Genomic DNA, 16,863 nt, shown 5'->3' on the forward strand with positions numbered 1-16,863 from the left:
TAGTTCTCTATAGAACAAATATACAAGTAGTTTTTTTGAGTTTTTAATGGAAATATGCGAATCTTTGTTAAACCATTTTTCCTACTAGTATTATTCTTGTAATTTTGTACGCTTAAACTGTATACTTGGAAACAACAACAATAATAACCGATACGCACACTCATTTATATTCTGAGGAATTTGATCAGGATAGAAGCGAAATGATTCTAAGAGCGATTGATGCCGGCGTTTCTCGTTTTTTTATTCCTGCAATCGATTCTTCTTGTGCGGAATCCATGTATGAATTAGAAAGAAATTATCCTGATAATGTGTTCTTGATGATGGGTTTGCATCCTACTTATGTAAAAGATAATTATCTGGAAGAGTTGCAACATGTAGAAGCCGAGTTGGCTAAAAGAAAATTTTGCGCCGTTGGTGAAATTGGGATTGATTTGTATTGGGACAAAACTCATTTGCCTCAGCAACAAATTGCGTTCAGAAGACAAATTCAATTGGCAAAAAAATATAAATTACCTATAGTGATTCATTGTCGCGAAGCTTTTGAAGAGATATTCGAAATTCTAGAGGAAGAAAATTCTTATGATTTGTTTGGGATTTTTCATTGTTTTTCTGGGACTTACGAGCAGGCATTACGAGTAATTTCGTATAATATGAAACTTGGAATAGGCGGTGTTGTGACTTTTAAAAACGGTAAAATCGACCAATTCCTAAATCAAATAGACTTGAAAAACATCGTTTTAGAGACAGATTCACCTTATTTAGCACCCATTCCTTATAGAGGAAAAAGGAATGAAAGCAGCTATCTGGTAAATGTTGTAAACAAGTTATCCGAAATTTATGGTCTGACGCCAAATGAAATTGCCGCCACAACAACTGAAAATTCTAAAGCAATTTTTGGGATTTAAAACAAATTTATTTTATTTTAACTTTTTTTTTGTTCATTTGCCCACACAAACATAGAAAACTAACAATGCAGAAATTTGACGCTATTCGGCCATTTTACGACTCCGAAATAAACGAGGCTCTTCAAAATGTGATTCATCACCCTATGATGAAGGCATTAATGAATTTTTCTTTTCCGGATGTTGCTGACGAAGTTTGGAAAGAACAATTCCGAAAAACGCATTCTATTCGTGATTTTCAATGTAATTTTATTTACCAATCCGTTCAGAAAGTACTAGAAAAAAGTTCCGAAGGATTAACTACTTCTGGCTTCGAAAATTTAGAACCTAATACCTCTTACCTATTTATTTCAAATCATCGTGATATTCTTTTAGATACCACTTTATTGAATGCTGCTTTGTTTGAGCACGGATTAGTGATGACTGCTTCAGCAATTGGAGATAATTTGGTCAAAAAATCTTTTTTGAAGACATTAGCAAAACTGAACCGTAATTTTCTTGTACAACGAGGCTTAACGCCAAGAGAAATGTTGCAGAGTTCAAAGTTATTGTCAGAATATATAGGTCACTTGTTGCTTCATGAAAACCGTTCGGTTTGGATTGCACAACGCGAAGGAAGGACTAAAGATGGAAATGACACTACAAACCCAGGGGTTTTAAAAATGCTGGGAATGGCTTCAGATGAAAAGAATTTGATGGATTATTTCAAAAAAATTAAAATCGTCCCAGTTTCTATTTCGTATGAATACGATCCAACTGATGCTTTGAAAATGCCTCAATTAATGGCTGAAGCCAATAATGAAGTTTACATCAAAGAAAAAAATGAAGACTTCATGACGATTCTCAGTGGCGCTTTGGGACAGAAGAAAAGAATTCATATCCATATAGGGAAAGTTTTAGACACTGAAATAGATACAATCGTTGCTGAAAATGACAATTGTAACAAGCAAATACTGGCATTGGCACAAGTTATAGATGATTCTATACTATCCAATTATAAGCTATGGCCGACCAATTATATCGCGTATGATATTGTTAATAAAATCAATACCCATTCCCATCTTTATACAGAAAATGAGAAATCACTTTTTGAACGTAGGTTAGAGATGCGTATTGACGAAACTAATCCCGTTGCATTACAAGGATTTTTAGCTATGTACTCTAATCCTGTAGTTAATAAATCAAAATACCATAATGTTATCTAAAGCCAAAATACTTCTAATTTATACTGGTGGAACCATTGGTATGAGGAAAGATTTTGAAACGGGTGCGCTTAAGGCTTTTAATTTTAGTAAATTATTACAGCGCATTCCCGAATTGAAACAATTAGACTGTGAGATAGAGACTATTTCTTTCGAAAATCCTATCGATTCCTCTAATATGAATCCTCAAGAATGGGCTAAAATTGCTTCGATTATTGAAGGGAATTATGCTGAATTTGATGGATTTGTGGTCCTTCATGGTTCAGATACCATGTCTTATTCCACATCGGCATTGAGTTTCATGCTCGAAAATTTATCAAAACCTGTGATTTTTACCGGATCGCAGTTGCCTATTGGAGATTTACGTACCGATGCCAAAGAGAATCTAATTACGGCTATCCAAATCGCGTCTTTACGTGAAAATGGAAAATCGGTTATAAGAGAAGTTTGTCTTTATTTTGAGTACAAATTATATCGTGGTAACAGAACGACAAAAATAAATGCAGAACATTTCAAAGCATTTACATCCCCAAATTATCCTGCTTTGGTAGAATCTGGTGTTCATTTAAATATGAATCCTGAGTTGTTTTTACCAATACCAAGAGTTAGAAAATTAAAGGTCCATAAGAATTTAGATAATAATGTGGTCATCATAAAAATGTTTCCTGGAATAAACGAAACAGTTCTTTCGGCGATTTTTAATATTCAAAATCTTAAAGGAATTGTTTTAGAAACCTATGGATCTGGAAATGCTCCAACCGAAGAATGGTTTATAGCTCTTTTGAGTAAAGCGATTGAAAACGGATTGTACATCATTAATGTTACCCAATGTTCCGGAGGAAGTGTCAGTATGGGGCATTATGAAACTAGCACAGGAATGAAAAAAATAGGTGTGATTTCAGGTAAAGACATCACTACCGAAGCAGCAATCACAAAATTAATGTACTTATTGAACCAAAAAATTGCACCAAAAGACTTCAAAACTATCTTTGAAACACCTTTACGGGGGGAAATGGTATAATATTCAGATTTTACTTTTCTAAGTCAGTTTTTTTTGTGTTCTTTGCAACCTTGAATAAAAATAGAGAGGTGTCCGAGTGGCTGAAGGAGCTAGCCTGGAAAGCTAGTATGTGGGTAACTGCATCGTGGGTTCGAATCCCATCCTCTCTGCAATGAAATTAATGCTTCCTGAAGGGGAAGCATTTTTTGTTTTATAGCGTGACAAACCTTTTTTATAGCAGATATTAGATTAATTTAAAAAGTCCGTTTTAAATATCTTTCAACAAAGGATAAACCCGTTTGAATTTCTCAAAACCCTGTTCGTAGATTTCTTTGTGATCTTTATTTGGTAAAAAGGTTTTTTCAATTCTGGTATGATTTGAAATAGGAATCCCAGTAGCTTTAAACCCAATTAAAACAGCTCCCCAAGCAGAAGCTTCGATTGTTTCGGCGACGACTACTTTCATTTGAAAAATATCAGCGACCATTTGCAGCCAAAGTTCGCTTTTTCCAAAGCCACCGCTGGCCATGATAGTGGTTTCATGTCTTTTTTCTGGATCAGGAAGTAAGACTTCAGTAATGCTCAACAATCCAAATAAAATGCCTTCGAGTGTAGCTCGAATCAAATGAGCTTTGGTATGGATGATTCGGATTCCCAAAAGTGTACCCTGAGCGGAAGCATCCCAGATAGGAGCTCTTTCGCCCAATAAATAAGGGACAAAAAGCAAGCCTTCGGACCCCGCAGGTATTGTTTCGGCCTGCTCGAATAATTCTTCAAAAGATTCGTTCGTTTTTAAGATGGACTCTTTCAGCCATTGCAAAACAATTGCACCATTATTAACCGCTCCTAATTTTAAGTATTGATTGTCCATCAAATGATAACATTGCGTTCGCATTTGGGAATCAATATAAGGTTTGTCAATTGGCAACCGCACTGCGCCGCTGGTTCCAATGGATAACGCCATGCGTCCAGTTTCCATTGCTTCGGTTCCTAAATTTGCCAATACTCCGTCACCACCACCAAGAATATAATGGAAACTATCTGATAGTCCTTTGCTTTGATGTGTAGTACTAACAATAGTAGAAAGTTGGGATTCTTCTATTTTTAAAAATTCAAGAATTTCCGATTCCCATTGTATCGTATGAATATTCATTAGCCCAGTGCCCGAAGCCATGGAGGAATCAATTACATATTCGCCTGTAAGATGATGCCAAATGTATTCTTTGAGGCTAATAAATTTATGCGCTTTAGAAAAGTGTGTTGCATTATTTTCTTTCAACCAAGCAATTTTAGTCATGGGAGTAAACGTATGAATAGGAATGCCCGTTTTTTGATAAAAAAGGAGTCCTTGCTCTGATTCTTTTAATGCCTGGGCTAGTGAATGCGCTCTATTGTCTGCCCATAGAATGGCATCGGTGAGCGGTTTCCCGGTTTCATCTATTGCCATTACACTTTGCATAGCCGAACTAAAACTGATAAATTCAGGCTGAATTTCTTTTGTAATTTCCGCAATGCATTCTAAAACAGCTGTTAAGATTTTATTGGGTTTTTGTATACTCCAATCAGGCTTTGGGTGATACATAGGGTAGGACTGGGTAAATTGACGAATCACTTTCCCTGTCTTGTCAAAACACACCGCTTTGGTTGCCGTGGTACCAATGTCTATTCCTATGTAAAACTCCTCCATTTTTATTTTAGATAAATTCAATTGTATTATTTACAGACATTTTAAAACGAATTTTTTAAAAAAAACAGGCTAAATTTTTTAAACATAGGAGAAATATAAGGGCATATAAGGCAAAAAATGAAATAGTATAGTCATAAATATTTTGGAATCAAGGAATTTGTCTTGCGTCCCAAAAAAGAACCTAATTTATATGTTCTTATATTTCTTACATGGTTTAATTATTTTTTATACCACAAATAAATTCAGTAACAATACACCTGCTAATCCCATAACCCCGATTATGGTTTCCATGACGGTCCATGTTTTAAACGTATCCGAAATACTGATTCCGAAATATTCTTTAAACATCCAGAAACCCGTATCATTCACATGGGAACACATTAAACTTCCGGCACCTATAGATAATACCATCAATTCCGGACTGATTCCGGAACTAACCACCAAAGGTTGTACAATTCCTGCCGCGGTTAATCCTGCTACGGTTGCTGAACCCAATGCGATGCGAATAATCGTTGCGATTAACCAACCTAAAAGTAAAGGAGAAAGTGTTGATTGTTCGAAAGATGCAGCTAAATCAGTGCCGATGCCACTGTCGATTAATACTTGTTTGAAAGCACCACCTGCTGCAATAATCATAATAATCATGGTAGCAGAACTCAGTGCCGAACTGGATTTATCCATAAGGTCCTGCATCTTTCGACCACGATTGATACCTAAAAATACAATTGCAAACAATACCGCAATAAGCATTGAAGTGGTGGGATTTCCAATGAATCCAATGATATGACGTAAGGAAGATGTTTCGGGCAAGGTTAATTCGCTTGTTGTTGCCAATGCCATTAAAATGACAGGAATTAGCGCAGTCAAAAAACTGATACCGAAAGATGGCATTTCGTTTTCGTCGAATGTTTTGCTTTCGAATAATCCCTTGGGCGGAATGGCGATAATTTTTTTAATGAATTCTGGAAAAACAATTCCAGCAATCACTAAAGTGGGAATAGCAATCACTAATCCGTAAAGTAATGTTTTTCCAATATCTGCTTTAAAAATCACGGCAATGGCAGTTGGTCCAGGATGAGGTGGCAAAAAACCGTGTGTTACAGAAAGTGCCGAGGCCATCGCAATTCCAAGATAAATAATGGGTTGCTTAGTACTTTTTGCGACAGCGAAAACCATTGGAATCAAAATCACAAAACCGGCATTGTAAAACATCGAAATTCCTACCGCAAACCCTGTAAGCATCATCGCCCATTTGATGTGTTTAATGCCAAAAGACTGAATCATTACAGCACTTATTCGTTGCGCCGCGCCACTATCCGAAAGGATATTTCCCAAGATAACTCCTAAAGCGATAATCAAAATCAAAGAGCCTAATGTGCTCCCGATTCCTTGCTGAAGAGAGTTAATGATATCAGGAAAGCCCATGCCCTTAGCAATTCCCACAAAAAGAGAAGCAATAATCAATGAAATGAAAGCATTCAGTTTTATTGCGGATATCAAAACAAGCAATAAAAGAATACTTGCAATTAAAATTAATATGGACATAGACTGGAATGTGATAAATTAGGGATCAGATAAATGCGTGTTAAATCGAGTGCGGTCGAGACTGTTTTTTGAACTTTTAAATGCAGTAAAATTTTCTATTACTCATTTTTTTCGACTGCATGACCGCCAAATTCATTGCGAAGTGCGGCTACTACTTTTCCGGAGAAAGTATCCTGCATTTGGGAACGGTAGCGCATCATGATGGAAAGGGCAATAACCGGAGTTGGAACGCCTAAATCCAAGGCTGTTTCCAATGTCCATTTTCCTTCACCCGAAGAATGCATAATTCCTTTAATACCATCTAATTTAGGGTCTTTCGAAAAAGCATTTTCTGTCAATTCCATTAGCCAACTGCGAACCACGGAACCATGATTGAATAGTTTAGCTGTTTTTTCGAAATCAATATCAAATTCGGAGTGTTCAAAAACTTCAAAACCTTCAGCGATGGATTGCATCATTCCGTATTCGATGCCGTTGTGAACCATTTTAGTAAAATGTCCGCTTCCGGCTGCACCCGTATATAAATGACCATTTTCAACAGAAATATCCTTGAAAACTTGCGCAACATATTCAAATACTGGAGCATCTCCGCCAATCATCGTACAAGCACCATTCAAAGCTCCTGAAGTTCCACCTGAAGTTCCACAATCTAAAAAGTCAATGCCAAGTTCCTTCAGTTGGGAATAACGGCGTTTCGAATCTTTATAGTTAGAGTTTCCTCCGTCAATGATAATGTCATTTTTTTCTAAAAAAGGAATTAGGGAAGTGATAACTCCGTCTACAATTTCGCCAGCAGGAACCATTAACCAAATCACTTTTCTGTCGATTAATTTATTGCATAATTCTTCAACTGAAAGTGCCTTTGTGATTCCTTCCTGACCAATTTTTGTTACAAAGTCTGTGTTTACATCTTGGGCTACTACTTTGTAACCATTTCGCTGTAAATTAAGGGCAAGGTTGAAGCCCATTTTTCCTAATCCTATAATTCCAATTTGCATGACTTTTTTGTTTTAAGTATAATTTGAAAATGCTTTTGCAAAAGCGTTTGAAATTTTTTTCTAGTAAAAATATTGGTTTTAATTTTTTAACAAGCAATTTATTCGAGAAATATTTAAACTAGCTTAAACCAATATGTTAATTAATTGGTTTTTGATGGATCAGATTTGAATTGCGATACAATTTTTTAAATAAACTTATGTTTATTACAGGGTTTCTGTTTCTCAACATATAAGAGAAATATAAGTTGATTTAAGTTTTTCTGTGTTTAGTTTATTATAAGCTTTATTTGTGAGCAATACGCATAAGAAAAGTATCAAAATCCTATATTTGTAAAGTCATAATGAGAAATAGAAACCTATGAATAGGTGTGGAACAATCATTAAGTAATTTTAAACCAAAAGCAATATGCGATTATTTCTGAGTTCTTTTCTTTTCTTATCCGTTCTTTCTGTTTTTTCGCAAGAAATTGTGAAACAAGAAAATGCGCCAAAAGTAAAAATTGATTCATTGTACAGAGAAGATCAGTTTTATTTTGGATTTACATACAATACGTTATTGAATAAACCTGTGGGGTTATCTCAAAGTAAATTATCCACTGGCTTTTCGGCTGGTTTTCTTAGGGATATGCCTATAAATAAAAATAGAACTGTTGCAATCGCGTCCGGAATTGGTTTTTCGTATAACAATTACAACCAAAATCTTGCCATTTCTAAAACGGACGAAACACCCGTCTATTCGATTATTGATGCCGAAACAACCTTTAGCAAGAATAAATTTTCACAACTATTAGTAGAGGTTCCTCTTGAATTCAGATGGCGTACATCAACCTATGAAAGTTATAAATTTTGGAGAATTTACGGAGGATTTAAATTCAGTTATTTAATTTATGACCGTTCTATTTACAGTGATGATCAAAGTAAAATAGTTGTTTCGGGCAATAAAGATTTCAATAAATTTTTATATGGTGCTTATATTTCATCGGGTTATAATACAATAAATGTATATGCGTATTATGGTTTGAATTCGCTGTTCAAAACCGCAAAAATTGATGGTAAACCTATCGATATGACTTCTCTTAATATTGGGATTATTTTCTATATTTTATAGCCATAAATACAGCAAAAGCAGTTGCGATACACTTCCTAGGAGAAACCCAATAATCAGTTCAGTAGTCGTATGCGCCTTCATTTCTAAGCGGGAGGAGGCCACGAGACCATTCATAAGTATTAAAAAGACAATCAAAAAAGTGCTTTGAACCTGATAATGGATGCTTATTCCAATAACAAATACTGTTAAGGAACTAATGCCCATCATGTGTAAACTGGCTTTTGTCTTAAAAAACGATAATATTAAGGCTTGCAAAGTGCTCATTAACGCTCCCAAAAAGAAGAAATGCAACTCGGGATATCTATCTATCGTAATGCTTTTTCGAACCAATATAATAATGAGAAAAGAATGAAGAAGAAGAGGTATTTTACGTTGTGAGACTTCGGCAACCATTATGGAATCAATTTTTCCGGCAGCACGTAGTAAAAAAAACAGCAGGACAGGAACGATTACCGTAATAATTAAGATTTGTAAAAAAATGACTAACTTTTCCTGATTTATAATAAAGGAAGCATTGTAAAAAAGGTAAACCATCGTTGCCATTACCGAAATGAATATCGGATGAAAAATGTAGGAGAATATTGGAAGGATTTTTTTCAAGATTTCTAATGGTATTTATATCAACAAATATAGCAATAATGACAAAATAGTTGGTTGGTATTTATGGCGTTTTTAACGTATTTCGTACTATAAAATGCAATTTTATCCAGTTTTAATTAAGCAGAAATAGCTGTAAATTGTAGCGTTTCAAAGTCTTCATTTTGAAAAGAAGTGTTATTTTTGAGGAAGTTTTAGAAAGAAACCAATTAATTACTGCGTTTACGCAAAAATTACGCTGCTTTCCTTTCGATAGAATAATTCGTGTCAATCAGTAAAATCGGCGTCATTCGCGTTTCAAAACAATGAGTCTAAAAATCCAAAATATTATTCCTCAAATTCAGGCTGAGTTTGTAGGCGACAACAGTGCCGTTTCAATTGATACGATTTCTATTGACAGTCGCTCGTTGCAAAATGGTTCGCAAACCTTGTTTTTTGCTTTGGTTGGAACCAATAATGATGCGCACATTTACATTAAAGATTTAATTGAAAAAGGCGTTCAAAACTTCGTCGTTACCCATATTCCGGAAGACTCTAAAACCAAAGCCAATTTTCTGGTTGTCAAAAGCACATTGGAAGCCTTGCAAAAAATGGCGGCATATTATCGCGGTCTTTTTCATTTTCCTATTATTGGATTGACCGGAAGTAACGGTAAAACGATAGTAAAAGAATGGCTCAATTTTCTATTAAGTCCAGATTATAATATTATTCGAAGCCCCAAAAGCTACAATTCACAGGTGGGAGTTCCTTTGTCTGTTTTGGCAATCAATGCGCAACACAATCTGGGGATTTTTGAAGCCGGGATTTCTACCGGTTCCGAAATGGAAAAACTGGAGCCCATTATCAAACCCACGATTGGAATTTTAACGAATATTGGTTCGGCACACGACGAAGGTTTTACAAATTTAGAAGAAAAAATAAAAGAGAAAATGCGCCTTTTTGAGAATTCAGAAGTGATCATTTATCAAAAAAATGAGATTGTTGATTCCTGTATTTCTAAAAAAACAAAAGCATTTACATGGAGTTTTGATGCTAAAGCTGCCGATGTTTTTGTCTTTCATGCAGCAATTAAAAATGACAGTACAACCATTCAATACCAATACAAAGGAGACTCATTCGAATTGATAATTCCGTTTCAGGATAAAGCCTCGATTGAAAATGCGATTTCGTGTTTGATGATTTTGTTGTATTTTAAATATGACGGAAAGACGATTCAAAACCGAATGGAATTGTTGTATCCTGTTGAAATGCGTCTGAAAGTTAAAAACGGAATCAACAATTGCAGCATTATCGATGACAGTTATAGTTCTGATTTTCAATCGCTTAAAATAGCGTTGGATTTTCTCGAAAGTCAAAATAAACGTCAAAAAAAGACCTTAATATTATCGGACATTTTTCAAAGTGGTTTGTCCAATGCCGAATTGTATTCCAAAGTTGCCCAATTAGTAGTTTCAAATAAAATTACCAGAGTTATTGGGATTGGAGAAATTATCTCATCATTCGAAAATAAATTCAACAACTGTGTTACTTTCAAAAATACGGAAGCATTTATTTCCGGTTTTGAGGATTTAAATTTTAGCAATGAAACGATTTTGATTAAAGGAGCGCGCACGTTCCATTTTGAGGAAATCGTGGCTTTGTTAGAGGAGAAAACACACGAAACTGTTCTTGAAATCAACCTGAATGCCATTAGTCATAACCTGAATTTCTTTAAATCAAAGTTGAACCCAAAAACTAAAATAATGGTGATGGTAAAAGCTTTTGGGTATGGAAGCGGAGGTCTTGAAATTGCCAAATTACTGGAGCATCACAAAGTGGATTATTTGGGCGTAGCTTTCGCCGATGAAGGAATCTCGTTAAAAAATGGCGGGATTAATTTACCAATTATGGTATTGAATCCTGAAACAACCAGTTTTGCAGCGATTATTCAACATCAATTAGAACCCGAAATTTATAGCTTGAAAGGATTGCGTGCGTTCCTTAAAATTGCCGAACAAAAGAAACTAAAACATTTTCCTATTCATATAAAGCTCGATACCGGAATGCACCGTTTGGGTTTTGAGAACAATACCATTGATGATTTGATTGCGACTTTAAAAGGAAATCAAACCGTTAAAGTGAAAAGTGTTTTGTCTCACATGGCGACAAGCGATGATTTAGAACACCAGGATTTTGCGCATTCGCAAATTGATTTGTTTGAAAAATTATCATCAAAATTGATGACCGAATTAGACATAAAACCCATTCGGCATATTTTAAATACTTCGGGAATTAGTAATTTTCCCGATTCGCAATACGATATGGTTCGCCTTGGAATTGGCCTTTACGGCGTTTCAAATGATAATGAAGAGCAGAAATATTTGGAAAATGTAGGGACACTTAAATCAGTGATTTCTCAAATCAGAACCATTCCTGCCGGTGAAAGTGTGGGATACGGCAGGCGATTCATGGCGCAGAAACCAACAAAAATCGCCACAATCCCTATTGGTTACGCGGACGGAATTTCAAGAGGTTGGGGAAATGGAGTTGGTTTTGTTACTATTAAAAATGAAAAAGCAACTATTCTGGGCAGCATTTGCATGGATATGCTAATGGTCGATGTTAGCGAAATTGATTGTAAAGAAGGAGATGCCGCAATTATTTTTGGCGAAAGCCCAACCGTAAATTACATAGCCCAAAAATTAAATACAATACCGTATGAAATTCTTACGAGCATATCGCAACGGGTAAAACGGGTATTTTATAGAGAATAATTAATTGGGTAAACGGATGTTAATTGTATTAAAATTTTTATTAAATTCGTTTAGCAAAATATATTTTTTAACCTAAAAGAATTAATTATGGGATTTTTCAGTGATTTTAAAGCCTCTTTAATGAAAGGTGATGTGTTGAGTTTGGCAACAGCAGTTGTTATTGGTGCTGCTTTTGGTAAAATTGTTGGCTCTGCTGTAGATGACGTTATTATGCCAATTGTAGGTTTACTTACAGGCGGAATTGATTTTACACAAAAATTCATCACGCTGGACGGAAACAGTTATGAAAGTTTAGCTGCCGCCAAAGCCGCTAAAGCTGCAGTCATAACTTATGGAAATTTAGTTCAAGCCATAATTAATTTTGTTATTATTGCGTTCTTTATTTTTGTCATTTTAAGAGCTGCTGAAAAAGCGAGAAAGAAAGAAGAAGTTGTAGCTGCTCCTGCTGGACCTACACAAGAAGAATTACTTACTCAAATTAGAGATTTGTTGAAGAAATAATACCGCTACACTAATATATTCTAATTTATCCTGAATCCATTTCAGGACTAAACCGCTTCGTAATGGAGGCGGTTTTTCTTTTTGTAACAATACAAAATCATGAATTGTTATATTTACAACATTTTGTTATTTTTTGTGAACACGCTTGTTTTAATTTGAATATTACTTACTTTTGCCATTCAAATTTAGTACTCAATAATAAAAATATACTATGAGAATAGCAGTTGTAGGCGCTACTGGAATGGTTGGCGAAGTAATGTTAAAAGTATTGGCAGAAAGAAATTTCCCTGTAACAGAATTAATCCCGGTTGCTTCTGAAAGATCAGTGGGGAAAGAAATAGAATATAAAGGTAAAAAATATAAAGTGGTGGGTATGCAAACTGCTGTAGACATGAAAGCGGATATTGCTTTGTTTTCTGCAGGAGGTGATACTTCACTGGAATGGGCTCCAAAATTTGCAGCAGCGGGAACAACCGTTATTGATAATTCATCGGCTTGGAGAATGGATCCAACCAAAAAATTAATCGTTCCTGAAATCAATGCTTCTGAATTGACTGCAGCCGATAAAATCATTGCAAATCCAAACTGTTCTACGATACAAATGGTATTGGTTTTGGCTCCATTACACAGAAAATACAACATCAAACGTGTTATTGTTTCTACGTACCAATCCATCACTGGTACAGGTGTAAAAGCAGTACAACAGTTAGAAAATGAATACGCAGGAGTTCAAGGTGAAATGGCTTACAAATATCCAATTCACAGAAATGCAATTCCACAATGTGATTCTTTTGAAGACAATGGGTATACTAAAGAAGAAATGAAATTAGTTCGTGAAACTAAAAAAATATTGAGTGATAATTCCATTGCCGTTTCGGCTACAGCTGTTCGTGTGCCCATCGTTGGTGGACACAGTGAGGCGGTAAATGTTGAATTCACTAATGATTTTGAGATTAGCGAAGTACAAAATATTTTACATCATACCGATGGAGTTGTGGTTCAAGATAACAATGACACTTATACTTACCCAATGCCAATTTACGCACAAGGAAAAGATGATGTTTTTGTAGGTAGAATTCGTCGTGACGAAAGTCAGGAAAACACCTTGAATATGTGGATTGTTGCTGATAATCTTAGAAAAGGAGCCGCTACAAACACGATACAAATTGCAGAATATTTGATTGCTGCTAAATTGGTGTAATGTTTAAAAACGGATCATTTTATTGTGATTTTTTCAATAGCCGTTGGTTTTAACCAACGGAAAGGAATAAATTAAATTTCATTGGCTTTAGCCAAAATTCTTGCTATTTTGGCTAAAGCCAATCTATAATGAATTTTAAATCCCGTTGGTTAAAACCAACGGCAATTTATGATAAGGGTATAATTTTATTCATAGATTAGTTTAAAAGAAAACCATTTGTTTTAACGAAGCACTACAGTTTTGTTAAAACAAATAGTTTTCTTTTTTATGTTTTGTTACCTTTGCCAAGGATGAAAAAGAATAAGCTCATAATAAGTCTTTCTTTGGCGATTGCGGTATTGTTCTCAATACTGTTTCAATCCTTCCATACCTATGAGCATTTAGAGCAGCAGCTTTCCGAAAAACAGTGTCATCATAAATACAATGTTACTAATAAAGAGATAACGCATCAACACCACAATTTTGATCATTGTTATGTATGTGATTTTACTTTCGGCAGTTATATTTCACCAAAAGATTTCTCCTATCAATTACACTCCAGTTACAAAGAAATTCCTTATTTCTTTGCAGCTGAGGAAACGGTTCTTTCGTTTTCCGGAAGTTTATATTCCCATCGCGGACCACCCATTTGTCTTTATACAATTTAGTTAATATTGATTAGTCTAATAGGATTTTTGCCACATCGAGCGCAGTCGAGATGCGCTAATTGTTCTCGACTGCGCTCGAACTGACAGTTAGGACTAGTTTGTCAAAAATAGGGTATTAACTGAATTTGTTTCATTTCAAATGCAATTTCACTTGTTCAAAGTGATTTTGGAACTACATTTTATTTACTAAATAATTCCGGTCTCGGCTCCCTCTCCTTTGGAGAGGGTTGGGGAGAGGAACAATACCATCATTTTCAATGAAAAAATTTATTATAGCCCTATTCCTGGGGTTTTCGGCGATGCTTCAAGCGCAAAATACCCTTTCGGGAATCGTAACGGATTTGAAAAACCAACCCATAAAAGGTGTTTCGGTGTATGCATCAGAATTACACAAGGGAACCGCAACAGACGAAAACGGGAAATATACCTTTACCAATCTGCCCAATGGAAACTTAAAACTGACTTTTACATTCGTAGGGTTTGGGACGCAAAATAAAACCATAACTGCTTTGCAAAAGGAAAATACACTGAATGTAATCCTTGAAGAAACGATATTCCAAATGGATGAAGTGATTGTTTCGACCGCTTTCAATAAAATACAATCGCAAAATGTCATGAAAGTGGAACACCAAACCATGAAAGAATTACAACGAAAAGGAACTGCCACATTAATCGAGGGATTGGCAACGATTCCAGGAGTTTCGCAGGTTTCTACAGGAACATCCATTGGAAAACCCGTAATTCGTGGACTGAGCGGCAATCGGGTTTTGGTATATTCACAAGGCGTTCGCATGGAAAATCAACAGTTTGGCGACGAGCATGGTTTGGGGTTAAACGACTCGGGAATAGAAAGTGTTGAGGTTATCAAAGGGCCAGCTTCGTTGTTATACGGTTCGGATGCTTTGGGTGGTGTTTTGTATTTTAATCCCGAAAAATTTGCTGATGGCAATACCTTCAAAGCTAATTTTAGCCAAAAACTATTCTCGAATACGCTGGGAAGTAATTCCTCTTTGGGACTGAAAACGTCTACTGATAACTGGAAATTCCTAGCTCGCGGAAGTTACAATACGCACTCTGATTATAAAATTGCTACTGGCGACAGAGTGACCAATACCCGTTACAACGAGACCGATTTCAAAACAGGAATTGGCTACAGCAATGCAAAATTCTCAAGTGTGTTGCGTTACAATTACAACAAATTGGATTTAGGAATTCCGGAAGATGGCATTGCAGAACAAACGAGCAGTAAGGAAACAGGATTTCCAAGACAAGGCGTTTTCAATCATTTGCTGAGTTTAAATAATGTTTTCTTTTTCCAAAAATCGAAACTGGATGTTGATTTGGGTTATGTTGCCAATGACCGAAGCGAGTTCGTAGACAGCAATGTCGCTGGCTTGCACATGAAACTGAAAACATTCAATTACGATGCGAAATACCATTTGCCAAAAATAGGCAAAGTGGAATCTATTTTTGGAATAGAGGGCATGCACCAAACCAACACAAATTTTGGGGAAGAATATTTAATTCCAGATGCGACCACCAATGATTTTGGTGTTTTTGGAACTGCTAATTATGAGTGGAAAACCAATGTGTTGCAAGCCGGATTGCGTTTCGATAATAGACAAATTACCACGGTAGAACATGGAATTGCAGGTTCCGAAGGTTATTTTAAAGCCATCGATAAATCATTCGATAGTTTTAATGCTTCCTTGGGTTACAAAACCAATCTGGTCGATGATTTGACGCTGCGATTGAATCTTGCTTCTGGATTTAGAGCACCAAACTTAGCCGAATTAACTTCCAATGGGGTTCATGAGGGAACGAATCGTTATGAAGTGGGAAACAGCGATTTGAAAACGGAACAAAACGTGCAAACCGATGTGAATTTGGAATACAAAAACAGCCATTTTGAGTTTTTTGCCAATGGATTTTACAACCACATCAACAATTATATCTATACTTCGCCAACAGGGGCAGTGATTGACAACAATGCTGTTTTTGATTATATTCAGAATAATGCCAAGTTGTACGGAGGCGAAATAGGACTGCATTTTCACCCGCATCCTTTAGATTGGTTGCATTACGAAACTAGTTTTGAAACCGTAACCGGCAAGAAACAAAATGGCGATTTCCTGCCTTTAATTCCTGCTAATAATTGGAATAACACGATTAGAACAGAATTCAATATTAAAAACTGGCTCGAAGATGGTTTCGCCACTTTGAATCTGTCCACGACTTTTAATCAAAATAACGTGAGTGGTTTTGAGACTAAATCCAATGGCTATTCTTTGCTGAATCTGGGTTTTGGTGGAAAAGTAAAATTAGGAAAAACCGTTTTTGATGTCAACCTGAACGCGAATAATGTATTGGACAAAAGATACATCGCGCACCTTTCCCGCTTGAAAACCGATGGAATTCCTAACATAGGGAGAAACGTGGTTTTGGGAGTGAATTTTAATTTGTAATTCATTTGCATCCGCAAAAAAACAATCAAAATGCTATTCGAAAGAGTAGCGTTTTTTGGTTTAAACTTAAAGTAACTTATAATTCTTATATGGTTTGTATTTTTTTCAACATATAAGGGATATAAGTCCATTTAAGAATTGATTTGTTTTTGAATTATGCTACAGTGCGGACATAATTGGCTTTAACTTAAATGAACTTATATTTCTTACATGGTTTGTGTTTTTCAACATATAAGGGATATAAGTTCATATAAGAA

General features: G+C 35.6%; 13 protein-coding genes and 1 tRNA gene. 10 read left to right on the forward strand and 4 right to left on the reverse strand.

Going from position 1 to position 16,863, the window contains the following annotated elements; all coding sequences use genetic code 11:
• Positions 1-125 precede the first annotated feature (125 nt).
• From ACM55I_RS00860 to ACM55I_RS00875, 4 genes are all read left to right on the forward strand, one after another.
• The gene (locus ACM55I_RS00860) at positions 126-905 is read left to right on the forward strand and encodes a TatD family hydrolase (RefSeq protein WP_416844893.1); all 780 of its coding nucleotides are present in this window, start codon (positions 126-128) and stop codon (positions 903-905) included.
• Positions 906-970: 65 nt separating this feature from the next.
• Positions 971-2,107, forward strand: a complete 1,137-nt coding sequence (locus ACM55I_RS00865) for a 1-acyl-sn-glycerol-3-phosphate acyltransferase (RefSeq protein ID WP_416844894.1) — start codon at positions 971-973, stop codon at positions 2,105-2,107.
• Entirely contained in the window at positions 2,097-3,125 is a 1,029-nt protein-coding gene (locus ACM55I_RS00870; protein WP_416844896.1) for an asparaginase, read from the forward strand. Before ACM55I_RS00865 ends, ACM55I_RS00870 begins: the two co-directional genes overlap by 11 nt.
• A gap of 62 nt (positions 3,126-3,187) precedes the next feature.
• Positions 3,188-3,274, forward strand: a tRNA-Ser gene (locus ACM55I_RS00875).
• A gap of 98 nt (positions 3,275-3,372) precedes the next feature.
• On the opposite strand, the gene ACM55I_RS00880 is transcribed toward ACM55I_RS00875, so the two are convergent.
• The 3 genes from ACM55I_RS00880 to gnd all read right to left on the reverse strand — a co-directional run bounded on the left by ACM55I_RS00880 (position 3,373) and on the right by gnd (position 7,334).
• On the reverse strand, positions 3,373-4,791 hold the full coding sequence (locus ACM55I_RS00880; protein WP_416844897.1) for a gluconokinase: 1,419 nt from the start codon (positions 4,789-4,791) through the stop codon (positions 3,373-3,375).
• A gap of 225 nt (positions 4,792-5,016) precedes the next feature.
• Positions 5,017-6,336: a gluconate:H+ symporter gene (locus ACM55I_RS00885; protein ID WP_416844898.1), complete on the reverse strand. Its 1,320-nt coding sequence runs from the start codon at positions 6,334-6,336 to the stop codon at positions 5,017-5,019.
• Between the two features lie 98 nt (positions 6,337-6,434).
• The gene (gnd, locus tag ACM55I_RS00890; protein WP_416844899.1) at positions 6,435-7,334 is read right to left on the reverse strand and encodes a phosphogluconate dehydrogenase (NAD(+)-dependent, decarboxylating); all 900 of its coding nucleotides are present in this window, start codon (positions 7,332-7,334) and stop codon (positions 6,435-6,437) included.
• Positions 7,335-7,740: 406 nt separating this feature from the next.
• Between gnd and ACM55I_RS00895 the strand changes: the two genes are divergently transcribed.
• Positions 7,741-8,442 (forward strand): porin family protein, encoded by a 702-nt coding sequence (locus tag ACM55I_RS00895; RefSeq protein ID WP_416844900.1) that lies wholly within the window; start codon positions 7,741-7,743, stop codon positions 8,440-8,442.
• Here ACM55I_RS00895 and ACM55I_RS00900 read toward each other — a convergent pair.
• Positions 8,437-8,985, reverse strand: a complete 549-nt coding sequence (locus ACM55I_RS00900; RefSeq protein WP_416844901.1) for a hypothetical protein — start codon at positions 8,983-8,985, stop codon at positions 8,437-8,439. The two genes, ACM55I_RS00895 and ACM55I_RS00900, sit on opposite strands and share 6 nt — an antisense overlap.
• A gap of 359 nt (positions 8,986-9,344) precedes the next feature.
• Here ACM55I_RS00900 and ACM55I_RS00905 point away from each other — a divergent pair, with 359 nt between their 5' ends.
• From ACM55I_RS00905 to ACM55I_RS00925, 5 genes are all read left to right on the forward strand, one after another.
• A complete protein-coding gene (locus tag ACM55I_RS00905; protein ID WP_416844902.1) occupies positions 9,345-11,792 on the forward strand; it encodes a bifunctional UDP-N-acetylmuramoyl-tripeptide:D-alanyl-D-alanine ligase/alanine racemase in 2,448 nt (815 codons plus the stop codon).
• Between the two features lie 87 nt (positions 11,793-11,879).
• A complete protein-coding gene (mscL, locus tag ACM55I_RS00910; protein ID WP_416844903.1) occupies positions 11,880-12,293 on the forward strand; it encodes a large conductance mechanosensitive channel protein MscL in 414 nt (137 codons plus the stop codon).
• A 211-nt stretch (positions 12,294-12,504) separates the two neighbouring features.
• The gene (locus tag ACM55I_RS00915) at positions 12,505-13,494 is read left to right on the forward strand and encodes an aspartate-semialdehyde dehydrogenase (protein ID WP_416844904.1); all 990 of its coding nucleotides are present in this window, start codon (positions 12,505-12,507) and stop codon (positions 13,492-13,494) included.
• 290 nt (positions 13,495-13,784) lie between these two features.
• The gene (locus ACM55I_RS00920) at positions 13,785-14,141 is read left to right on the forward strand and encodes a hypothetical protein (RefSeq protein ID WP_416844905.1); all 357 of its coding nucleotides are present in this window, start codon (positions 13,785-13,787) and stop codon (positions 14,139-14,141) included.
• A gap of 257 nt (positions 14,142-14,398) precedes the next feature.
• A complete protein-coding gene (locus ACM55I_RS00925; protein WP_416844906.1) occupies positions 14,399-16,606 on the forward strand; it encodes a TonB-dependent receptor in 2,208 nt (735 codons plus the stop codon).
• Positions 16,607-16,863: the final 257 nt, after the last annotated feature.

Source organism: Flavobacterium algoris (assembly GCF_048158525.1).
Taxonomy (GTDB): domain Bacteria; phylum Bacteroidota; class Bacteroidia; order Flavobacteriales; family Flavobacteriaceae; genus Flavobacterium; species Flavobacterium algoris.